The sequence below is a fragment of the Salibacter sp. genome (assembly GCF_031581065.1).
Lineage (GTDB): Bacteria > Bacteroidota > Bacteroidia > Flavobacteriales_G > Salibacteraceae > Salibacter.
Genome location: NZ_JAVLBN010000009.1, coordinates 39,485 through 62,745, shown reverse-complemented (window position 1 = coordinate 62,745; position 23,261 = coordinate 39,485). Strand labels below are relative to the sequence as shown.

Sequence of the window (23,261 nt, the reverse complement as noted above, 5' to 3'; positions counted from 1 at the left end):
TAGAATGAATTACGAAAAGATTAAAACACTGGGTGATCTCAAGAACAGTGACTATCAATCAAAGGATATAAAAACAGAATTGCGCGATAACCTAATCGCCAAAATGCAAAAAGGAGAAAAGGTATTCGATCACGTGATCGGTTATGATAATACCGTTATTCCCGATATTCAGCGTGCTATTTTGGCTCGTCACAATATCAATTTGCTGGGTTTGCGCGGACAGGCAAAAACGAGTATCGCCAGAGCAATGACTTTGCTGCTGGATGAGTACATTCCGGTTGTTGAAGGGTCAGAACTCAACGATGATCCGCTTGAGCCGGTATCGCGTTATGCTCGCGATCTGATCGAAGAAAAAGGAGATAAAACGCCTGTTTCCTGGATGCACCGCAGCGAGCGTTATACAGAGAAACTGGCAACGCCTGACGTTACCATTGCCGATCTTATTGGCGATATTGATCCCATAAAAGCGGCTAACCAAAAGTTGAGCTACAACGATGAACGCGTGATTCATTTTGGACTGGTGCCAAAGGCGAACCGAGGCATTTTTGTGATCAATGAAATTCCCGATTTACAGGCTCGAATCCAGGTGGCATTGTTCAATATTTTGCAGGAAGGTGACATTCAGATCCGTGGTTTTAAGCTGAGACTCAACCTTGATCTACAATTCGTTTTCACCGCAAATCCTGAGGACTATACGAATCGCGGTTCCATTATTACGCCTTTGAAAGATCGTATTCAGAGCCAGATCATCACGCACTATCCCAAATCGATCGATATCAGTAAACAAATTACGCATCAGGAAGCGCGTATTTTACCCGATCAGGAGAAAAAGGTTTATGTAGCGCCAATTCTCCAGGATATGTTAGAAATGATCGCTTTTGAAGCTCGCGAAAGTGAGTTTATCGATCAAAAATCCGGTGTATCAGCTCGTTTGAGTATTTCAGCTTACGAAGATTTGATTGGATCTGCTGAGCGAAGGACAATCATCAACAGAGAAAAGAAAACGACTGCTCGCATTGGAGACTTTATTGGTGTTATTCCGGCCATTACAGGGAAAGTCGAACTCGTATATGAAGGAGAGCAGGAGGGAGCTATTGGAGTTGCTCACAAGTTGATTAATCGAGTGATTAGAAAAGTTTTTCCACAATACTTCCCCGATCCTGAAATGATTAAACGCAGAAAAGAGGAGAGTCCGTTCGCTGAGGTTATCAAATGGTTCTCTAATAACGATCTCGTTCTCGACAGTGATCTTAAGGACAAAAAATTCCACGAAAAGCTGGTTTCTGTTCCGGGATTGAAAGAGCTCGTGAAAAAGTATCATCCAAAAGCTGATGCTACAGAACAATTCCTCTTTATGGAACTCATCCTGCACGGACTGGCCGAGTATTCTCTCATCAGCAAGAATATTGATGAAGAGGGAATGAGTTTTAAGGACATGATGAATTCCATGTTCTCATTTGATGATGATGACTTCAACGGGGATCTGTAATTTAGCCAAATGTCAAAGGAAATAACTCCACGTAAGCGGTTATTCAAAAGTGCCGTTTTTCCGGTAATCTTTGTATTAGTGATGTGGGCTGTTCATTTGATTCAGCATTATTCAGGAACAACCTGGGCCGAATACGGAATTTTACCACGAGACTTTACCGGTTTGCGCGGTATTTTGTTTTCTCCGTTTTTACACGGTAGCTGGAGCCATTTGATCAACAATACTTATCCGATGCTGATTCTTGGAACAGCTGTTTTTTATTTCTACCCTAAAAGCGCATGGAAAGTCATTATCTATGGGACTTTAGTTGGCGGTTTTTGGGTTTGGGTAGGAGCGAGGAGTTCATTTCACATCGGGGCGAGCGGACTGATTTATTCGCTTGCTTTTTTCGTCTTTTTTAGTGGGTTGTTCAATAAAAACCGAAACATGATGGGGCTTTCGCTCATCACTGTTTTCCTTTATGGCGGAATGGTTTGGGGGCTTTTACCAATCGACTACAAGATTAGTTGGGAAGGCCATTTATTTGGAGCCATAATGGGTGTTTTACTGGCCTGGATTTACCGTAAAGATGGACCGCAGCGCAAAAAATACAGCTGGGATTACGATGGCGACTACAGTCCGATCCCTGAATCAATGTGGCGAGGCGAGGACTTTTCCGGCTCTGACCGTGACAGAGAAGAACAAAAAGGAGTAAGAGTTTCATACCACTACCGGCCAAAAGAAAAGAGTGATCAATAGTTTATTGACTCTGTCTTTTTGGTGATATCTCGAGTTAAGTCATCGAGTTCGTGAGCTGATTTAGCAAGTATTTCGAGCTGATCTTTTAAATTGGGATCAATGTTTTGGTACTGCTGCTCAATGAGATCAAGAATGCCCATTATTCTTACAATTGGTGCGCGAATAACGTGCGATTGAGTCCAGGCAATTTCTTTGAGCGTCTCGTTTTGCTTTTGAATGGCGTGCATCTGTTTGCGTGAATCTGTTGCATCTAGCGAAGCACCAACAGATCTAATAGCTTCATCATTTTCATTTCTCAAAATGTAAGCCCTATCGAGAATGTAAGCTACTTCTCCATTGGGCTTAATAATTCTGTATTCCTGATACCAGTAATCTTCTCGTGTGTTGTCTAGTACATGACTGACTGAGTTGTAAACGTGTTCACGATCATCAGGATGAATGAGGCTGAACCACGAGTTGTCGAGCGTAACCTTTTCTGTTGCTTGGTAGCCGTATTCTTTTTGATAGCCAAAACCACGTGAAACTTCATTAGAAACGTGATTCCAGTCCCAAATCATTTCATTGGTCGACTTCATAGCCAACTCAAAACGCTCATTGCTGATTTTCAGGAGTTCCTCGTATTGTTTACGTTCTGTAATATCCTGAATGATTCCTTCAATGTAAGATGGGGTACCACTTTCATCAGTGATGACTTTCATTTTTTGGTAGACCCATTTTGTGTCACCATTGCTGGTTATAATTCTGTGAGTGAATTCACGTTCAGAGCCATTTTCAGGGTCTTTCAACATTTTATTGAAAAGGAGGTTGAACTCGGGACGATCGTCAGCAGGCATGTGCTCTATAAAGAAATTATGTGTAGGAGTTATGGCATTGACATCATACTCGTAAATACGGTAGACTTCATCTGACCATTCGATGTTCTCTTGATCTAAACTTCTGTTCCAGTAACCGAGATTAGCTATATCCTGAGCACTCTTTAACTTTTCTAATGTATCCTGTAGTTGGAATCTTACTAATTGGCGGGCTGTAATATCTTTAGCTACAGCATAAACTTGTTTTGATTGGTTGTTGTAGCGGAATCGCCAGTTGAGCCATTTTATAACACCTTGTTTACTGATAAACCTGGCTCGCAATTCTTTTGGTTCAAACTCAACATTTTTTAAGGCTTCGTTTATGAGTTCGTAGTCGTCTTGATGTGTGAAGCTACATATAGATTTGTCGAGAATCTCTGATTGTTTGTAGCCGAGTACTTCTTTGAATGCTATATTGGTTTTTCTAAAAAATCCTTCTTTGCTGGTTATAGCTAATAGATCAGGAGATAGTTCAAAAAAGCTGTTTAACTCTTCCTGTACGCGTTTTTGATTGAGTACCGGCCCCAATTGTTCGCAGAGGTGGCCCAACATTTTTTGTACATCTTTCCAGTGTTTACTCTTTTTGTCAGATAGAAGGATAATGACTCCTATAAGTGATTTTTGATGGATAATAGGAACACCAATCGCTGATTTTAAACCTATTCTCAAGGCTGCGTCTTTGCGAACAAACTGTTCGTTGTGTCCGAGGTTATTCCATATCACTAATTCATCGTTTTTCCATCTTTCAACAGTTGAACCACTATTAAAGTCGAAAGATGTTATATCGTTAGATAATTGATGAAATTTGTCTCCAATTTCAGTTCTGGAGTATGACTGGGTTAAATGAATTTCCTTGTCATCACCTGTCAGACTCCAGTATTCAGCAATTTGAGCTTTAGAATATCTTGTTAGCAACTCGAGCATGTCGCTAATGCCCTTATCGAAATTGGATCCTTTTCCAACTAGAGTTGATAATGATTGTAATAGCTTGTCTTCAGTCTTTTTGAGCAGAACAGGAGTAATATCTTTCACTGATCCAACAACTCTGGTTACTCTTCCCTTCTCATCTCTGAATAACCTGGCTGTGTCCAGTAATTGTTTAGTTGCTCCTTCTGGAGTTTTTAGTTGGTAGTTGTAAGAAATGGTATTGAGAGATTTATCTTTAAACGCATGTATTTGCTCATTGTGAAGCCTGTCAGATTCTGATTTTGGTAATTGATTCTTCCAAAAGTTTCGAGATAGCAAATCCTGGTTATTGAGCTCAAACCCAAAAATTCGCTTAAATGACTCAGATGATTGAATGATTCTGTTTTCATTTATATCCCAGTCGTAGATGTGCTCGTCAGATACCTGAGCTGCAATTCTGTATCGATCATTGGCTTTTTCAAGCCTCAGGGAATACTCTTTTTCTTTTGTGATGTCTCTTGTATTAGCAACAATGCCTTTGACAGCTTCATCATTAGAAAGATTTGTTATAACACTAGACATCCACCTCCAATTCCCTTTACCATCTATGAATCTAAAAGCCGGTATTTTGACTCTTTTTTCTTCATTGAAAACACGCGTTAAGTAGGATCTTACATAATCTACATCATCTTGGTGGACGAAATCAAACGCATTTTTGCCATTTAACCAATCTGGACTAATATCTAAAACAGATAAAATATTGTCTCCTACATAGGTGAAATTACCTTCCTTATCTATCATAGTGATTAGATCTGCCCCTTCGCGAACCATCGCTTTAAAACGATCTTTACTTAACTTGACAGACTTCATAGCGAGTTGCTTGTCAATTGTACCTGCTATGGTAGTAGCAAATGACTTGACTAGCCCAATTTCATCTTTTCTCCACTTTCTTTTTTCGTGACAGGCATCAATACCAATGAAGCCATGAATGTTTTCACCTGAGGAAACAGGGTATATTAGAATGGATTTAATGTTTTGAGACTCGAGTAATGATTTAAATTCATTATCTGAAATAGTAGCTACATATTGGTCAAATGGTTTTTTACTGAGCAGTGAATTCACAAAAAAGCTAAATGGTGAGAGATCCAAATTTTGAAGCATCTCATTATCTATTTCAGGTTGAATACCCTCAGCACACCACTCTGCAATTTGAGAAGCGATGACTCTATTCGCATTTTTCTCAATTTCAGTATTGAAAAAATACACGCGATCACCGTCAATTGTTTTACCAATAATTGCGAGGCATTTTTGAAGAGCTTTCAGCCAGTCAGCATTCAGGATGAATGAACTGTTGACCTCAGCAATAGCATTGAGAAGCGCTCTATTCCTTTCAGATAGATTGTTTTGGGAGAAGTTTTCAGTAATATCGTTTATCGAGTAGAGATGGACCTTTTTACCATTAAGCTCTGTTTTTTGAGATTGAACTTTAACATAGAGTGGATCTCCGTTTTTGTTGCGGTGCTCAAAAAGCTTACCGCTTTTAGCGTTCTTTTTCTCAGGTATTTCTTTCACCTGAATGTCACTCAACTGAAGCTTTTGAAAGTCTTTGGCGGAATATCCATATAATTTAATGGCAGCCTTATTGGCAAAAACAAAGGTCGACCGGTCATGATCATAAATCCATATAGGATTTGGAATAACTTCTAAAAACGACAAATCTGTTGATTTGCCATGAACATCCATGAAGCTACTATCTTTCATATAGATTCAGGGAAGTGTTACGCGCTTAATTAATAAGTTTTTCATCAGACCAGCAATATATTTATTTTGTATTGATTTTGGTGCAAAAAACTGATTAAAAAAACTTTGTTTTAAAAGAGTGATTTTTTTAGTGAAATATTAGTTATTCAGAAACACTGTTTTTCTCAATTTTATCGTGGTAAGGAAGATACTTTGGTAAGGCGGCTGATCCGTACCATGGATAGTATTCTGCTCTAAGTGCCCCTTTTTGTATTGCCGGATCTGACTGTAATAATTTTTTAGCCTCTTCAACTTTCCTCACATTCATGATGAAGATGCCTCTTAAATCATTTTTGTTTTCGCTCATTGGTCCGGCCACAACCATTTTTTTAGCTGTGACCAGCTTTTGAATATTACGGAGGTGACCAGCCATAATTTCTTCTCTTTTTTCGGTATCCTCGATTTTTGTTTCACCGCTTTTGAGCATGACAAAAACGTACATTTTCATTCCGTATTTGTCAGCGCCCAGCTCTTTTGCGAGCGTTGAATCATATTGAGCGCTGGTATTAGTTGCTGTAAATATTAGGGTAATGGTCAGAGCCAATAATTGAGCAATTATTTTTTTCATAGCGGAATATAGTTTAATCCAAAAAAAAGGGGTGCAAATAAAAAGCAACCCCTTTAATGTTTTATTATGAAAATGAATACTTTAAGATACTAACTCAAAACGATCTTTAGCATATTCGCTAGCATCGAGTTTTGCTTTTATTTTTTCAAATTTATCGATAGTGTATTCGACATCTTCAAGAGTGTGAACTGCTGTTGGAATAAGCCTCAACATAAACACATCTTTTGGAACAACAGGATAAACAACCATCGAGCAGAATAACCCGTGATTTTCACGCAAATCAAAGATGATATTAGCTGCTTCAAATGTACCACCAGATAAGAAAACAGGAGTTACAGGAGTGTTTGTTCTTCCAAGGTTGAAACCTTTTTCTCTCAATCCATTTTGCAAAGCATTCGCAATTTCCCAAAGCTTTTCTTTATGCTGAGGTTCATTACGCATAATTTCAAGCCTTTTAAGGGCACCTTCAACAATTGGGTAAGGAAGAGACTTTGCAAATATTTGAGAACGTGTATTGTAACGCAGGAACTCTACAACATTTTCATTTGAAGCGATGAACGCACCAATTGAAGAAAAAGATTTTGCAAATGTCCCAAAATAAATGTCTATTTCGTCCTGGCATCCCTGGTGAACACCTGTTCCAGCACCATTTTCGCCCATTGTCCCAATGCCGTGAGCATCATCGACCATAAAACGGAAATTGTATTGCTTTTTGAGTTCAACAATTTCTTTAAGCTTTCCCTGGTCACCGGCCATTCCAAAAACTCCTTCAGTAATAACGAGAATTCCGCCATCATTTTTTTCAGTGAGTTTTGTTGCACGCTCAAGGCGAACTTTCAAAGCTTCGATATCATTGTGCGGATAAACAAAGCGTTTTCCCTGGTGCATTCTCATGCCATCCATGATGCAGGCATGCGACTCAGAGTCGTAAACGATAACATCATTTCTGTCTACAACGGCATCAATTGCTGATGCAATACCCTGGTAGCCATAGTTCAACAAAATGGCATCCTCTTTTTGAACGTAGTCTGCAAGCTCTCGTTCAAGTTCTTCATGCATGGCTGTATTACCACTCATTATACGAGCACCCATTGGGTTACCAAGACCGTGTTTTTTAGAAGACTCAGCATCTACTCTGCGCACTTCAGGATGGTTTGAAAGTCCCAGATAGTTGTTGAGACTCCAAACGAGAACATCCTTTCCGCGAAATTTCATTTTATTAGAGATTTCACCTTCTAGCTTTGGGAAAGTGAAATAACCGTGTGTACTGTTTGAATATTGACCTAGTGGCCCTCTATTAACCTTTAATTTCTCAAATATATCCACAATTCCTTCGTTTTAGTTCTAGTCAATTCACTATGAGAATCAATCGGCAAAACTAAGATTAATCCCTCAAAATACAATTTTAGGTATTTAGGTTTATTAACAGTCGATTGTATAAATGGTTCGTTTTATTTGTAATGGAAAACACTAATTTTGCACGATGTTTATGATCAGGTCCAAAGCGTTTTACATCTTTATTATTATGACGGCTGTATTGATCAGCGGATGTTCAGAGTACAATAAAGTGCTCAAATCCAGTGATATCGAGTATAAGTACAGCAAAACAATGGAGTATTATAATGAAGGTGAATATTACAAAGCATATCCGCTCATTGAGGAATTAATCGCTTTCTACAGGGGGACTGATCGAGCTGAGAAACTTTATTACATCTACGCTTACAGTGATTATTATCTTGAAGACTACTTATTGGCGAGCCATCGCTTTGATAAATTTGTAGAGACTTTTCCGCGATCAGACTACGCCAAAGAATGCCAATACATGGCGGCTTACTGTCAATACAAGATGTCGCCCAATTACAGCCTGGATCAGGATCCGACCAGAAAAGCAATTGACAAATTGCAGTTGTACATCAATGATTACCCCAAAAGTAAAAGAGCTGATACCTGTACGCAATTGATTACTGAGCTCGAAACAAAGTTGGAGTACAAGCGATACAATGCAGCTAAACAATACCTCAAGATGGAGGACTACAGAGCTGCATACACGGAGTTTGATAATTTGTTGAGCAATTTCCCTGATACGAAATACAGAGAAGAGGCTTATTTCCTTATTTTCAAAGCCAGGTACAAATTGGCGGTCAACAGTATTAAAAGCAAAAAAGAAGAAAGAATTGATGCCGCTTTAAAGGCTTATATTACTTTTGTAGATCGGTTTCCCGATTCTAAAAGTATAGTGGAGGCTGAAAAGTGGTACTCTGAATTACAGGAGTTGAAAAGAGAAACCAAAGTAGCAAACAAGAGCTAATATTATGGATTACAAAAAGACAAATGCCCCAATGACTACTGTAACACGCGATGTTGATAAAATTGGCGATGTTACGGGTAATGTTTACGAAGCGCTTTCAGTAGTTGCTAAGCGAGCTGATCAAGTTGGGCTTGAGATCAAAGATGAGTTGAACTCAAAGTTGGAAGAGTTTGCTTCTTCATCTGATAATCTTGAAGAGATTTTTGAAAATCGCGAGCAGATTGAAATCTCTAAATTTTACGAGCGTCTTCCAAAACCAACAGCATTAGCTATGGAAGAGTTCATGAGTGGCGCAACCTATTATAGAAACCCCGCCAAAGATGCTCAGGAGGAAGATTAAGCCTCTTTTATGAGCCTTCAAAATAAAAAAATTGTTCTCGGTATAACCGGCAGTATAGCGGCCTATAAAGCCGCTATTCTTGTTAGAGGCCTGGTGAAAAATGGTGCTGATGTTAGGGTTGTTATGACACCTGATGCAACTCAGTTTATCACACCGCTCACAATTGGTACGCTTTCTAAAAATCCGGTTGTTTCTTCTTACGTGCAGGATCACGATCAGGGAATTTGGAATAATCATGTTGAACTGGGAATGTGGGGCGATCTACTCCTTATAGCGCCCTGTTCAGCTAATACCATGGGGAAAATGGTTCAGGGAATTTGTGACAATGTGTTGATGGCAACTTACCTGAGTGCAAAATGTCCTGTTATGGTAGCTCCTGCAATGGATCTCGACATGTATCGTCATCCTTCAACACAGGCTAACCTCAATTTGCTCAGGAGCAGAGGAAATGAAATCATTGAATCAGAAAGTGGTGAGCTGGCCAGCGGACTTGAAGGGCAGGGGAGGCTGTCAGAACCGGAGCATATCATCGATGAACTTGAAAGTTTTTTCCAAACAGCCAACTCTTTAGATGGCCAGCGTTATCTCGTTACTGCCGGACCTACTTATGAATCTCTGGACCCCGTTCGGTTTATTGGCAATCACAGTTCCGGTAAAATGGGAATCGCAATTGCCAGTGAAGTAGCGAAACGTGGCGGTAAAGTTGACCTGGTGTTAGGTCCGTCAGGGATTGAAGTGAATCATCCTAATATCACTATTCATCACGTTCAGAGCGCAGTGGAGATGCACAATACAGCAACAAAACTCTACGGTGATTGCCATGTGGGAATCATGGCCGCTGCTGTATCAGATTACAGGCCTAAAGATATCAGTGATGAAAAGATCAAAAAGTCTGATGATTCAATCACGCTTGAGCTTACGAAGAACCCTGATATAGCGGAATCCCTCGGGGCTAAAAAGCGATCTGACCAAAAACTGATTGGCTTTGCAATGGAAACTGAAAACCTGCTTGAAAACGCCAAAAAGAAACTCGTAAAGAAGAATTTTGATTTAATTGTGTTGAATTCACTCAAAACTGAAGGAGCAGGTTTTAAACACGATACAAATGTTGTTACTTTTATCGGGCAAAATAAAACGCGTGAATTTGAGTTAAAACAAAAAACCGAGATCGCTAAAGACCTTGTCGATGAAATTATTTCACTCTAAGATATTCGTAACCTTTTTAATTGGCCTGCTGTTTCAAACAGTTAGCGCACAGGATGTGAATTGTACAGTTGAGGTTGATGCACAGCAAATTTCCAATACTGACAGAACGCTATTTGAATCGCTTGAAAACAACCTTTACGAATTTGTCAATAACCGTAAATGGACGACTGATAAATTCAAGGCTCACGAGCGCATCGAGTTTAGCATTTTGTTGAGGATTAATGAAGCTTCAGGTGATCGGTTTAAAGGTAATATTCAAATTCAATCGAGAAGGCCAGTTTACGGATCTTCATACAGTACACCACTCATCAACCACAAAGATGATAAGGTCCAGTTTGAGTTTGCCAAGTTTGACGTGTTACAATTCTCAGAACAATCAGCCAAGCAAAACAACCTCACAGCGATTTTCGCTTTTTATACCTATTTAGTAATCGGATTTGACTACGATACATTCTCTCCCGATGGTGGAGAGAAATACATCAACAAAGCACTCAATATAGCAAACCAATTTCAGGGTTCTGATATCTCTGGATGGGAAGCGTTTAAAAGTCAAACGAACCGTTACTGGATTGCCACAAATTATTTGGATTCGCGCTTTGAAAATTTGAGAACCTGCATGTATGAGTATCACAGGAACGGAATGGATCAAATGATGGATGATCAAACAAAAGCCCGGGAAAATATTTACAAAGCGCTGGAAAAACTACAACCGATTTACGATAACTTACCCAATAACATCAACATGCGCTTGTTTTTCAATGCAAAAGCTAGCGAAATTGTCAACATTTTTAGTGAAGCTCCCGGTAATGAACAGCGCAAAGTAGTCAACTTACTCAATAAAATATCACCTGCAAACTCCAATAAATGGAGCGAGATCTCAGGTTAAATAAAGCACTTCCATACATTTGCGCGCTGTGGAATGGTTTGAAAATTGGTTTGAGACAAATTACTATCACACTCTGTACAAAAACAGAGATGAAAGTGAAGCGAAAAAGTTTATTGAGCGAGTTGTAAAACGACTCGATCTCAATAGCGGAGCAAAGGTGCTCGACCTCGCATGCGGTCGTGGGAGGCATTCCCAAACACTCGCTCAACTTGGATTTGACGTTACCGGTGCCGATTTGAGTAAAAACAGCATCGAGCACGCAAAAAATCACATCTCAGAAGAAATTAAATTTATCGTTCACGATATGCGTGAACCGATCAAAAAAACATTTGATGCGGTTTTCAATCTCTTTACCAGTTTTGGGTACTTTGATCACGTCTCTGACAATCTCAAAGTGTTGAAATCTGTACGGTCAGAGCTCAACCCACACGGCAGCTTTATTCTCGACTTTCTCAATTCGCAACATGCTATCGAGAATATGGTTTCCACCGAAATGAAAGAAATCGATGGCTGCGAGTTCCATATCAATCGCTATGTGGAAGATGGAATCATCGTTAAAAAAATCAGAATTATCGATAAGCTGAATAGTGTCGATACTCAGTACTTTGAAAAAGTCAATGCTTTTACATTTGATGATTTATCCAAAATGATGGATATGGCAGGTTTTGAGGTAGTGGATGTTTGGGGTAACTACCAACTCGATAACTTCGATAAAGCAACCAGTGAACGTTGCATCTTTTATTGTGAGCCTAAACTATAACTTGACTTAATGGGTTGATAAAAAACTATTAACCATAATTATTTAGCTATTTGGTGTCTCACTTATTACATTTGCACGTGAAATTGAATTACAAATTAAAAACAGATAATAATGGCAGTATTAGTAGGAAAAAAAGCACCTAACTTCAATGCGGCAGCAGTAATTGACGGAGACGAAATCATTGAAGACTTTTCTCTGGATCAGTACATCGGTAAAAAGAACATTGTACTGTTCTTTTATCCAAAAGACTTCACTTTCGTTTGCCCAACAGAATTACACGCATTTCAAGAGCAATTGAAAGAGTTTGAAGATCGCGATACACAAGTTGTAGCAGTATCAACAGATACTGAGCAATCTCACTGGGGATGGTTACAAATGTCAAAAGATGATGGTGGTATTGATGGAATTACTTACCCGGTAGTTGCTGATACTAACAAAACAATCTCTTACAACTACGATGTGCTAGCTGGCGACTTCTACTACGATGAAGATGACCAATTGGCAACAAGTGGTGAAATGGTAGCTTACCGCGGATTATTCCTTATCGACAAAGAAGGTGTAGTTCGTCACCAACTCGTTAACGACATGCCACTTGGCCGTAACGTAAAAGAAGCGCTTCGCATGATCGATGCTCTTCAATTCTTCGAAGAAAACGGAGAAGTTTGCCCGGCAAACTGGGAGCAAGGTAAGAGCGGAATGAAAGGTACACACGAAGGTGTAGCTGATTATCTTTCTAAAAACTAATAATTGATAAATTCAATTGTAAATAAAAAAGGCCGTTTCGAGCGAAACGGCCTTTTTTTGTTTGGGTAAAACCAACATCACTTTTCAACATGAAAGTCTACTTCAACAAACTCTGACTGGTTACCGGCTTTATCGAGAGCAGATACGATAAAGTGATGCATTCCGGTATCAGCATCAGAAGGAATAATAATGTCTTCATGAAACTGCCATTCTCTTCCAGAAATTTCATAAATAAATTCTTCATCCCACTTCATGGCCGTTGACGCTCTTTTACCTCCATGAGAGTGACCATCATCAGCCCAGTGAATGTCCACCTTCATTTCTGAGAGAGCCTCATTGTCTAGTGCTTCACCTTCAAAGTGAATAGTGTCTCCCGGAGCAAATTCTGAATGCTTTGCGGGACTTATCACAGTCACAACTGGTTTTGCTGTGTCTGTGTTTTGATTGTTATCGTCATCATCGTCTTTGTCACAACTGACGAATGCCAAACTAATGGCCATCATAAATAGTGAAACCTTTTTCATAATAAAATTCGTTTTAAATTTGTAAATGCAATAATATTGCAAATGCAACTAAATTGCAAAAATAAATGCAACAAAGTTTCATTATATGGAAGCAACTGATCTTTTAAAAAAACACAAATTACGCAAAACAGCTACTCGCACTGAGGTTTTGAAAGAGTACCTGAGTGCAGGTAGGGCTCTTTCTCATGCAGAGCTGGAAGATAAACTGGGCGATCATTTTGATCGGGTTACTCTTTACAGAACACTTCACTCATTTGAGGATAAAGGCCTTTTGCACAAAGTGTACGATGAAACAGGAACGGTTCGTTTTTCGCTGTGTTCTGACCATTGTGATATTTCCAGCCACGAGGATGATCACGTTCATTTTCACTGTACTAAATGCGGTAACAGTTACTGTCTCGACTTGCCAATTCCTGAAATGAATTTACCTAACGACCTCATGATCAACGATGTTTACATGGTTGCCAATGGCATTTGTAAAACCTGTCAACGTGCGTAAAATAGTTGTGTTAACTCTTTTGTTGTACTGTGCCGTTAACGGTCAGAGCCAATCGAAGTTCAGGCTCTCCGGTACTGTAGCTGACGAACATGGGCACGCAGTGCCAGATGCCTATGTTCAATTATTAGATACATTTAACCTGGTAGCTACAGATAACAATGGCCGTTTCAGCTTAAAAGTAAATCCTGGTGAGCATGTATTTAGAATATCAAGCATGGGTTTTCACGACTATGTTGATACCGTTGAAGTGAATGATGATACTCATCTCAATATCGTGTTGAAGCATTCTGTCCAAAACATCGATGAAATCATCATTGAAGGCCACAAAGCAACTGATCACGATGCCCTCGATAACAGGGAGCTCACAGCAGCATTTTTTGAGCAAAATAGTGGAAATAATTTTGTGGAAACACTTGAAAAGATTCCAGGTATTAATGCTTTAAATACCGGAGTGGGAGTGAGTAAGCCGGTTATTCGCGGACTCAGCTTCAACAGGGTTTTGGTCAACAACAATGGAGTTAAACAAAACGGACAGCAGTGGGGAGCAGATCACGGACTCGAAATCGATCAGTTTGGAGTTGAACGAGTTGAAGTTGTCAAAGGCCCCAATTCACTGCTTTATGGATCTGACGGACTTGGAGGCGTAATCAATATTTTACCGGCTCTGGTTCCTGAAGAAGATGTCATTGAAGGCAAAGCCCAAACTTTTTACAAATCGAACAACAACACTTTTGGAGCCAGCTCAAAATTGGCCTACAACCACAACGATTTTTTTGTTCGTGGAAGAATTACGTATAAAACATTTGGTGACTATAAAGTCCCGGCCGAATCCTTCAACTACAATCGGTACGTTTTGCCCATTGTACAAAATGAACTGAAAAACACTGCAGGTAATGAGTTACACTACGGTGGTGAAATCGGTTTGCAACGCGATTGGGGCACAACCCGGATAAATGTATCATCTTACAATATGGAAATCGGGATGTTTCCCGGGGCTATAGGAATACCGAGGGCTTACGATTTACAATCTGATGATGATAGCCGGGATATCGATTTGCCGAGACAGGAAATTCAGCACGATATGGTTACGTTACAGGGAAACTATTACCTGGGCCAATCCACTTTGCGTATTAAAGCTGGTTTGCAACAGAATTTGAGATCTGAGTTTTCAGAACCACATTCACACGGAGCCACAAGAATTACGGATTCAACAGCACTCAACCTTGATCTCGTGACGCTTACCTCTCGTGTTGAACTGGAAAGTTCATTTGGCGAGTGGACTTCAATAACCGGACTGAGTGGAGAATGGCAAGAGAATAAAATTGATGGTTTTGAGTTTTTAATTCCGGAGCATCGAACTCAGCGTTACGGTCTATTCTCACTCGCAAAACGAAAAGTAAGCGAGAAGTTGTTTTTCACAGGCGGACTGAGATACGATATAGGTAGCGTGAACACAACAGCTCATGAAAGGTTGATGTTTGATTCGCAAAACGATACACTTTATTACAGTTTAAATGGTGCTCTTGATGAACAATTCTCGAGTTGGTCTGGAAGTGTGGGGCTGCGTTATGATATTGACACCCAAAACGAATTGAAACTGAACATCGGGAAGAGCTTTCGTTTTCCCACTGCTGCAGAGTTGGCAAGTGATGGCGTTCACCACGGAACATTCAGGCATGAGAAAGGAAACTCAGAACTGACAAGCGAGCACGGTTATCAGTTTGATCTATCATTTGAATCGCGCCTCGAGAAGTGGAAGTTCAACGCATCAACTTATTTCAACTATTTTGAGGATTTCATTTATTTGAGACCATCAAATCGGTTCTCTCAACTTCCAGAAGGAGATCAGTTGTGGCAGTACACTCAGCACGATGCTATTTACACGGGGTATGAATTATCAATACAGTACAGGTTGAACGAGCACTTTACTTTCAGTCATCAATCTGCTTATGTCCACAACTACAATATTGAGACGAATTTGCCGCTGCCCTTCACACCGCCATTTCGTTTCAGTCACGAAGTTGAGTACTCGGCTAAGCTCGGCTCTGACCGTGAGTTGAAAATTGGGTATAGACACCAAAAGGTTTTTGATCAGAACCGGGTTGATCGCAACGAAAAAGCTACTCCGGGTTATCATGTGAGTTCAGCCTGGGTGGGCTTGCAGAGTCGTGGAGAGTTTCCATTTACGTTAAGAATTGAAGCGCAAAACTTATTTGATCAACGCTATCTCAACCATCTCAACCGTTACAGGTTGTTGAATTTACCTGAGCCGGGTCGCAATATTACAGTTAGATTGATCGTACCATTCAAAATACAAACAAACTAAAGCTTGTTTCTAAAGGCTTTGATTGACGTTTTGGCCGGGTTCCATGGGTCTTTGTAAGAGCTGAACCAGAATATTTCTTTGAAGTAAGCCATCGTTCTTATAAAACGCATGTAATAGCTGTTATAAAACACCATTGCAGGCAGGTATAGATACAGTTTGAGCTCTTTTTTCCAGCGCTCGCTAATCATGAGAATTAGCGTGAACTGAACAAAATCCATGATCATGTACATGAAAACTTTGAGCGGGATGACGATGGCTAACATCCGCATGTTATTGATGACTATATCGAGGATGTAAAACCACCACAAAAAGTTCAGTATTACATCATAAGTTACGTTTTCTACGAAGGAGATAAAGTTCAATAAGTTGAAGTTTTTTCCCGGGATGTAAATATCGCTGTGCTTGCGAATTCTAAAGCGGATCAGTGATTTTGACCAACGTAATCTCTGTTTGCTGAGAGTGGGAAAGTTGGTAGGCGCATTTGTGAGTCCAACAGCTTTTGGTTCAAAGTGAATTTTATAGCCCAGTTTCCTGAACTTTACTGTTATATCACCATCCAGGCCAGGACCTATATCCCAGCCACCTAAACGCTTGATGACATCGGTTCTGAAAGCGCCAAATGCACCGGAAATAATGCGGTAAATTCCCAATTCGGTAGAAACAATTCTACCCATGGAAATTGTATTCAGGTATTCGATAGCTTGTAACGTTGAGCAGAAGCTATCCTCAGCATTGCGTACTTTAATGTTTCCACCAACAGCGCCAATGTTTTCACCAAAGAAGAAGGGGAGCAAAATGTTTTCAATGGAGTCGCGGTCAAATGATGTATCTGCATCGAGGTGTACGATGTATTTTCCTTTAGTATAGCGCAATGCAAGATTAGCTGCACTGGCCTTTCCGCCTCTCACATCATTTCGCACGAACTTATCAATGTAGCCGTTCTTTTCAAGATCCCGGCCAATAAGAGGAGTTTCATCGTCAGATCCGTCATCGACAACGATGAGTTCGTAGTTGAAGTAAGTTTGTTCCTTTAAAGAATTTACCAGTTTGTAAAGGTGCTTTCCCTCATTTTTTCCAGGTACAATGACAGAAATGAGCGGCATTTCAGCCCACAACAGTTTGCGAGCCTTTTGATAGCGAGTTTTGAGGTTTTGCCTGTTGAGAATTACTGAGATTACAATGATGAAATCAAAAAGCAGGAAACGAGGTAACTCCAAAATGAAAAAGTACCAAAAGGTTCTAATTATTTCGAGGTAGCTTTTCTCAAACCAGTAGTTTACAAAATATTCCCAATAATCGACAAACATGTACTAGTCGTTAAGAATGCTCGCTCTAAGATCGTTTAACACAGTTTGATATTCACTCGTTGGAGTGATTTCACGAACTGTAGAGTGAACATTGATGTTTTGGTCTTTTACATTGTTTTTCAATAACTCTGTAATTGCCGATTTGATTTTTTCAATCTTCATTTGGCATTTTTCAAGTGGCGTGTCGGGGAAAAGTATGAAAAATGAATGCATTGACCTCGACAAGATGCACGAACTATCAGTATTATTCGATATGAATGAAGAAATTTCCTCAATAATTTTACCGTAACGAGTACCTAATTCAGATTCAATTTTTGAAGTTACATTTAACCTGATGAGTCCTATAGAGCTGTTACGACTCGATGTTTTAACACGTTCAATTTCGTAGCGCAGGAAGGTTCCAAATGTACTGTAAGTAATAAAACCGCTGTAAACAACATCCTGGACGCTTTGTGAGCCTTTAGGCTGAATTGCTTCCTCAACGCCTTCTTCAGTTAAAGCCAGGTTATAAACATCGTATTGCTGTAGTCCTTCAACCTCATTTTGGTGCCCGCAACTCATACACTCGGCTTTCATTACAGGCTCCTGAAAATATCGGTCAGATCCAACAACGTGGTACATCACACTGGGTTTGTCGTAATCCACACCGATGTGTCTCAGTGTCTTATTACATTTTGGACAAATGTATTGATCACCTCTAACAAAGTCACTTTCTGGCCCAATGTAGGCACAGGTAAAGTGGTGGATGAGATTTTCAGTTTCGAGGTGAGATGAATTCGTTTCGGGATCGAGTTCTTTGTAATTCAAAAAACCTGAGCTGCAATTTCCGCAAAGGTGAAGGCGATCGACATATTCTGCTTTGAAGTATTCTTTCTCAACCGCTTCGTGAACAGTTTGTATTTGCATACGAGCATTGTCGTCACCCAGGCTCAAACTCAGTATGGGATATTTGTATCCGATAATGTGGTGGCGGTCTTTGACAGGTTTCATCAGTTTGTCACGACTGTAAGAATACCTCAACATTTTCACGAGATTTTTATTAATCTCAGCATTCATGTTAAAAGGTTTGAGCTGTCTTCTTTTGCTCTTCACATTCTCGACAAATGTATTAATGCTATCAGTTTGAATATTATTGATGACACCATCAGCCAACTCAATAATCTCCTGATTTTTGATTTCAGCAATACTCAGCACAAATAAGGGAATGAGGTAAATACTTTCAATACCTGATCCTCTCACATCACGAATAGCCTTTAAGCATTTATCTCTTTCTGTGAAGTCGAGAATTAATGCATCGTATAACGGAACTTTTTTGATATCGAAATTATCGTAATCGCTTACTAAAACAATTTCTTTATCGTAGTCGTTCTCAATTCGCTTTATGGTAACACTGTCCTGTACCTGATCCATTTACTAAAAGTATTTAGACTTAGAAACGATCACATTGATCTTGTAAAAGCCATACCATTTTGATGCTTCTTCTACATTTAGTGGTACAACTACCGCTCTAATTCTCCGTTCAACCTTACTTCCCGAGTCGTACAACCTATCCGGCATTGTTGCAGTTTTGGGATACATCTTATCAATTATACCTGCACTTTTTGTGCCGTCAGGGAAGGTGACATCAACTTTATCTCCTGCCTCAATATATTTGAGGTCTTTTTGTCTAAAGTAGGACAGGATGTGCAGTCCCTGGTACTCAATAATGTCTAAAACAAGAGTTGACTTGTATCGCACTTCGTCACTTCTTGCATAAACCTGAGAGATCATTCCCGATTTGGGAGAGATGTAAGTGTATTCTTCAGGCCTATTAACCTCGCCACTCAGTATCCCTTGCAGTTCTCCAATATTAACCTGCGGGATTTGCGATCTAAGGTTTTCAAGCTTCTTGTTCGTGATAGCCAGGTAGTTTTGCAGATAGTCGATTTCGTCTTCCTGCTGTTTAATTTTCATTTCAGCTTTACTAATATCTTTTTTAAGACTTGTTATAGCTGATGGTGGCTCAATATCGAGGAATACTTTCTTCTCTGTTCTATCGATATCCTTTTTTAACGTTTCAACTTCTCGCCTTAAGGATTTGATTTCCATTCGAGCTTTTTGCAGATCTCTTTCAGTTTGTAGCTTTTCCCTAACAAGGTAGTTTTCAGTTTCTTTGGAATAGCCGCGATCATTCTTGTTAGACATAAACATGTTATCATCATCAGCTTCGCGCGAGAGTATGTAATTAAAGAGGCTGTCCCCTTTTCTTACTGAGTCACCTTCTTCAACGTAAAACTCGGTTACGATGACATCATTGGTGAATGTAACATTGAACTTATCCATTATTACTTCAGACTCAGCAGTAACTTTAATACTTTTACTGATGAAGTAAGAGCCAAAGCTCACTACAATGATTAAGAGTGTAACGAGGTAGATCACGCGATCCCAGTTAAAGCCTTTTTTAACCGGCTTTTCCTCGATCCCCTTAATAATGCTTTCTTGTGTTTTAAAATGAAATTTTTTCATTCTTCAAATGAGGTTGCGTAATCCATCTCAAACAATGTGCCCAAGTCATGAATTGCCATTTCTTCAAATTCCATTTCGGCATCTAATGCTTCAATGAATTTTTCCATAACTAAACGATTATTGAAGTCTTTTGTGCGCAAAGAAAGTATAGTTTTCTCTTTGTTTATGGCGTACTCTTCACTTGTTTTACGAGCAATAAATTCTATATCTGGCCGCTCGTAGGCCATTAAGTAGACTTTGTCGAGCAGACTGTATATTTCAGGTAATTGCTCTTTGGGGTAGTAAGTGGGGATAGAGGCGCTCAACTTCATGCCATGATCGTTGCATAATTTGCGTGCAATTCTAAATGTCTCCATCAAATTGTTGAGATACATTTCTTTGTTTCCGTCCCAATCTGGGAATGTTTGTGGCTCAATATCAAAATGAATTCCTTTGAATCCCATTTGATGGAAGCGTTCAACGTATTCCAAAATGGCATCGGGCTGCACATCGAGAGCGAGTCCGTTGTTGCCTATCATTCCATGCATGTTGACATCGTAGCGGTTAGCAAGGCTTACGAAGTCTTCAACTTTGTTGCGGTTTATCTCGGTTCCGACCGAAAGGATGAAGTTGCGAACTTCATTGACTTTTAGGTAATGGATGAGGAAGAGGTTGTTTTGATTGTAGAAGAAATCTGACCAGCAATACATGTCGCGCTTGTTCTTGTACTTTTTCGTTTTTTCTTGCAGATCCAGAACATCAGAAAACTGGAGTGGTGAGTAGCTTTGCATGTACTCCATCATTTTGATGACTTTGAGGTAGAGCATTTGCTTTGTATCGATCATTTCAATGCGTGTAGATAGCATTTCATCGAGGTACTGTACAGCTAATAATGGGCTAAAACCAGGGTCTTTAAATTGATAGCGTATGATTTGTTTGCGGAGTCGTTCTTCTATTTTTCCGTAGTTGTATTGAAGGCTGATGAGTTGCTCTAACTTGTATTCGTATTCATAGTAGTAGTTGAGCAATTCGTGGTTGTCATTTTTTTCTTTCACGTAATCTACATTAGTAATGGCATTGATTTGTGCCTGGGTTAGTGAGTTGCGTCCTTTCCAGTTAATAGGAATGTCGAGGCTTATTCCGCCAGAGGAAAAAGAACGGTCAACGGGATTTCCATTATCACCGATTAGTGTATAGCGCAAGAACGGTCTAAGGCCAACATCTTTCCATCTGTTTTGATCGATTTCTATGATTTCTCTTCTCAGTCTTTGCATTTGTTCGCGCAGTGTGTCAGTGTTGGCGTTTTGGCTCTGACTAAAAAGCGAATCTGGGTTTAGCTGGAGCACGGGAAGTTTTGAAGCTGTTAATCCTCTTTCCACCGGAAAATCTTCCATCACTTTATCTTTGAGGATTGTGTTGTACTGTTGCCATTTGTTGTACATGCTTTGAGCACGAGTAATTTGTCCGCGCAGCTCGAGTACATCTTCCCAGGTTTTGTCTTTGCTCGTGTAGAGCATTTCCAATATTTGTTTTTTGCGGTTTAAGAGTTTGATGCGCTCATCAATATATTTGAGTTTTTCGAGATTGAACAAGTATATCGTGTAGTTGTAAAGATCTTCATAACGATCGCGTTCGCTCTCTTCTTTGTGGCGAAGATCCATCAGCTCGATTTCTCTTTCCAGTTGCTTTGCTTTGTTTCGATTACTGTAGAGTCCGCCTTTGAGAAGATTCATCTCCAACGTAAAGTTGGCTCTTTGTCTGTAGAATACATCTTCAACAGGTCCCAGCCCGGGTTCAAAGTTGTAGATGTACCAGGTGTTGAAGTCGAGCCCCCAATCATTGCGCAATCTTTTGATTTCTTCTCTTAGTAAGGCGCTGTCGAGCTCGACCTGACTAATGCTGTCGAACTGGATTGAGAATAGATCTTGAGCTGTAAGAGGTTCCACTTCAGGCCTCATTTCGCGGTAGTCGAGAATTTGGTTCTCAAAGAGATCTGATACTTCACGAGTAGCTTCAGAGAGGACGTTTCCATTTGTGATTTCAAAGTTGAAACCTGTTTCGTTTTTTTGATCACTCTGTGTTGGTGAATCTTTAAAAACCGGGAGTTTTGTGTCTTGCAGGTTTTCATCTTGTTGAACCATTCTCTCTCTCAACACTCGCAAGCTGATTCTTTCGCCATTTTCATAGGCTATGACAAAGGAACCAGTAAATCCTTCGTTAATGAGTTCTTCCTGTCTTGTTCGGGCAAATTCCATTTCGCGGAACACCCCAACCAAATATCGATATCTGGTATCATCAATTTTTTCAAAATAGACATCGCTTAACTCGACAATTGACTCAGGAGTTTCAGGTGATGAGAATGTTCCAATTTGAACTGTGTAGAACAATCCATCTACTTCTTCAACAGGAGTTGCTTCCTGACTGAAGTAAATTGAAGGAATAGTGACGAAGATGAGGAGGGTCAGTATTTTGTTGAGGCTTCCCAAAAAGTTATTCATCAAATTTTCATTTTGCTGAGAATTACAGAAATTGTGCAGATAGTTATTAATCTTGATTAGAATAGCAATAACCTTTTGTAAATTAATAGATTGAGTGATTTTTCTGTTGTTTGAATATTAATAAGAATAATTTCTTTTCGGGATTAATTCCAAAAATAGGAAAATATTAAAGTACTGTTAAACCTTATTGCTTCTTTTATTCGTAACTAAGTTTGTATATTTACAGACAAATAATGAAATCACAAGTAACACATGCGTAAACAAGTTTATGTAGGTTGCGAGGAGTGCGGGGTGAAAAATGATTCACTTTTCAAGGGACTTCCTGATGAAGAAATAGAAAATATCAATTACCACAAATCCTGTGCTTTTTATAAAAAAGGTCAAATTCTCTTTCATGAGGGAACTAGGCCGCTTGGTGTTTACTGTGTAAACCAGGGAAAAATAAAGGTTTACAGAACAGGGGATGATGGAAAAGACCAGATTATAAAAATAGCTAGCGGTGGTGACTTACTCGGGTATAAAGCCCTGGTAAGTGACGAACTTTACCCGGTTTCAGGAGAAACACTTGAAAATACAAAGGTTTGTTTCATTCCTAAGTCTGAGTTTTTGGGTATGTTGACAAGAGTACCTTCGTTTGGTCAGCAATTGTTGCAGGCAGCCTGCCAAGAGATGGGAGCTATGACACAAAATATAACTAGCTTAGCTCAAAAATCTGTTCGTGAGCGTTTGGCTGTTACATTATTAATGTTAAAAGATACATACGATGTAGATCCGGCTGCGGGAAATGAGACTGAGGTTGAGATCAACCTAACCAGGGAAGACTTAGCTAATATCGTTGGAACAGCAACTGAAACAATTATCAGACTTTTACACGATTTTAAAGACGAGAAGCTCATCGAGACCAAAGGTCGAAAAATCAAAGTCTTAGAGCCTGAAAAATTGGTTAGAGTAGGAAATATCTAGCTTTTTCAGTCAATTCTAAAATTATGATAATTATCATTTTTGGGATTGATTGCAATCATTTTAA

19 protein-coding genes are annotated in these 23,261 nt (G+C 39.6%); 11 read left to right on the top strand and 8 right to left on the bottom strand.

Annotated elements, in window-relative coordinates:
- Positions 1-4 precede the first annotated feature (4 nt).
- Both RI557_RS04045 and RI557_RS04040 read left to right on the top strand, forming a co-directional pair.
- Entirely contained in the window at positions 5-1,489 is a 1,485-nt protein-coding gene (locus tag RI557_RS04045) for a sigma 54-interacting transcriptional regulator (protein WP_310682314.1), read from the top strand.
- A gap of 9 nt (positions 1,490-1,498) precedes the next feature.
- Positions 1,499-2,227, top strand: a complete 729-nt coding sequence (locus RI557_RS04040; RefSeq protein ID WP_310667743.1) for a rhomboid family intramembrane serine protease — start codon at positions 1,499-1,501, stop codon at positions 2,225-2,227.
- On the opposite strand, the gene RI557_RS04035 is transcribed toward RI557_RS04040, so the two are convergent.
- The 3 genes from RI557_RS04035 to RI557_RS04025 all read right to left on the bottom strand — a co-directional run bounded on the left by RI557_RS04035 (position 2,221) and on the right by RI557_RS04025 (position 7,681).
- Positions 2,221-5,745 carry a PAS domain S-box protein gene (locus RI557_RS04035; RefSeq protein WP_310682288.1) on the bottom strand — a complete coding sequence of 1,175 codons (3,525 nt, stop codon included), beginning with the start codon at positions 5,743-5,745 and terminating at the stop codon, positions 2,221-2,223. The two genes, RI557_RS04040 and RI557_RS04035, sit on opposite strands and share 7 nt — an antisense overlap.
- 142 nt (positions 5,746-5,887) lie before the next feature.
- Positions 5,888-6,352 carry a YciI family protein gene (locus RI557_RS04030; protein WP_310667745.1) on the bottom strand — a complete coding sequence of 155 codons (465 nt, stop codon included), beginning with the start codon at positions 6,350-6,352 and terminating at the stop codon, positions 5,888-5,890.
- A gap of 81 nt (positions 6,353-6,433) precedes the next feature.
- Positions 6,434-7,681: an aminotransferase class I/II-fold pyridoxal phosphate-dependent enzyme gene (locus tag RI557_RS04025; protein WP_310682313.1), complete on the bottom strand. Its 1,248-nt coding sequence runs from the start codon at positions 7,679-7,681 to the stop codon at positions 6,434-6,436.
- Positions 7,682-7,835: 154 nt separating this feature from the next.
- Between RI557_RS04025 and RI557_RS04020 the strand changes: the two genes are divergently transcribed.
- From RI557_RS04020 to RI557_RS03995, 6 genes are all read left to right on the top strand, one after another.
- On the top strand, positions 7,836-8,660 hold the full coding sequence (locus tag RI557_RS04020) for an outer membrane protein assembly factor BamD (protein WP_310667746.1): 825 nt from the start codon (positions 7,836-7,838) through the stop codon (positions 8,658-8,660).
- 4 nt (positions 8,661-8,664) lie between these two features.
- Complete coding sequence (locus RI557_RS04015) at positions 8,665-9,000, top strand: hypothetical protein (RefSeq protein WP_310667747.1); 336 nt, start codon at positions 8,665-8,667, stop codon at positions 8,998-9,000.
- A 9-nt stretch (positions 9,001-9,009) separates the two neighbouring features.
- Positions 9,010-10,206 carry a bifunctional phosphopantothenoylcysteine decarboxylase/phosphopantothenate--cysteine ligase CoaBC gene (gene coaBC / locus RI557_RS04010; RefSeq protein WP_310682270.1) on the top strand — a complete coding sequence of 399 codons (1,197 nt, stop codon included), beginning with the start codon at positions 9,010-9,012 and terminating at the stop codon, positions 10,204-10,206.
- On the top strand, positions 10,187-11,092 hold the full coding sequence (locus RI557_RS04005) for a DUF4835 family protein (RefSeq protein WP_310682268.1): 906 nt from the start codon (positions 10,187-10,189) through the stop codon (positions 11,090-11,092). Before coaBC ends, RI557_RS04005 begins: the two co-directional genes overlap by 20 nt.
- A gap of 28 nt (positions 11,093-11,120) precedes the next feature.
- The gene (locus RI557_RS04000; protein ID WP_310682266.1) at positions 11,121-11,852 is read left to right on the top strand and encodes a class I SAM-dependent methyltransferase; all 732 of its coding nucleotides are present in this window, start codon (positions 11,121-11,123) and stop codon (positions 11,850-11,852) included.
- A 111-nt stretch (positions 11,853-11,963) separates the two neighbouring features.
- Positions 11,964-12,596, top strand: a complete 633-nt coding sequence (locus RI557_RS03995; RefSeq protein WP_310682264.1) for a peroxiredoxin — start codon at positions 11,964-11,966, stop codon at positions 12,594-12,596.
- A gap of 77 nt (positions 12,597-12,673) precedes the next feature.
- Here the strand turns inward: RI557_RS03995 and RI557_RS03990 are convergent, their stop codons facing one another.
- Entirely contained in the window at positions 12,674-13,120 is a 447-nt protein-coding gene (locus RI557_RS03990) for a DUF4625 domain-containing protein (RefSeq protein ID WP_310682262.1), read from the bottom strand.
- Between the two features lie 85 nt (positions 13,121-13,205).
- Between RI557_RS03990 and RI557_RS03985 the strand changes: the two genes are divergently transcribed.
- Together RI557_RS03985 and RI557_RS03980 are read left to right on the top strand one after the other, a co-directional pair.
- Positions 13,206-13,619: a transcriptional repressor gene (locus RI557_RS03985; protein WP_310682260.1), complete on the top strand. Its 414-nt coding sequence runs from the start codon at positions 13,206-13,208 to the stop codon at positions 13,617-13,619.
- Complete coding sequence (locus RI557_RS03980; protein WP_310682258.1) at positions 13,588-15,945, top strand: TonB-dependent receptor domain-containing protein; 2,358 nt, start codon at positions 13,588-13,590, stop codon at positions 15,943-15,945. The genes RI557_RS03985 and RI557_RS03980 overlap by 32 nt, the downstream gene beginning before the upstream one ends.
- On the opposite strand, the gene RI557_RS03975 is transcribed toward RI557_RS03980, so the two are convergent.
- The 4 genes from RI557_RS03975 to RI557_RS03960 are packed head-to-tail and all read right to left on the bottom strand — an operon-like array spanning position 15,942 to position 22,234.
- The gene (locus RI557_RS03975) at positions 15,942-17,252 is read right to left on the bottom strand and encodes a glycosyltransferase (RefSeq protein ID WP_310667755.1); all 1,311 of its coding nucleotides are present in this window, start codon (positions 17,250-17,252) and stop codon (positions 15,942-15,944) included. The genes RI557_RS03980 and RI557_RS03975 overlap by 4 nt on opposite strands.
- A gap of 3 nt (positions 17,253-17,255) precedes the next feature.
- Positions 17,256-18,662, bottom strand: coding sequence for a hypothetical protein (locus tag RI557_RS03970; RefSeq protein WP_310667756.1), 1,407 nt, complete (start codon positions 18,660-18,662; stop codon positions 17,256-17,258).
- 3 nt (positions 18,663-18,665) lie between these two features.
- Positions 18,666-19,757: a hypothetical protein gene (locus tag RI557_RS03965; protein WP_310667757.1), complete on the bottom strand. Its 1,092-nt coding sequence runs from the start codon at positions 19,755-19,757 to the stop codon at positions 18,666-18,668.
- Positions 19,754-22,234, bottom strand: a complete 2,481-nt coding sequence (locus tag RI557_RS03960; RefSeq protein ID WP_310682256.1) for a hypothetical protein — start codon at positions 22,232-22,234, stop codon at positions 19,754-19,756. Before RI557_RS03960 ends, RI557_RS03965 begins: the two co-directional genes overlap by 4 nt.
- A gap of 252 nt (positions 22,235-22,486) precedes the next feature.
- On the opposite strand from RI557_RS03960, the gene RI557_RS03955 reads away from it, so the two are divergent.
- Positions 22,487-23,197: a Crp/Fnr family transcriptional regulator gene (locus RI557_RS03955; protein ID WP_310667759.1), complete on the top strand. Its 711-nt coding sequence runs from the start codon at positions 22,487-22,489 to the stop codon at positions 23,195-23,197.
- Positions 23,198-23,261: the final 64 nt, after the last annotated feature.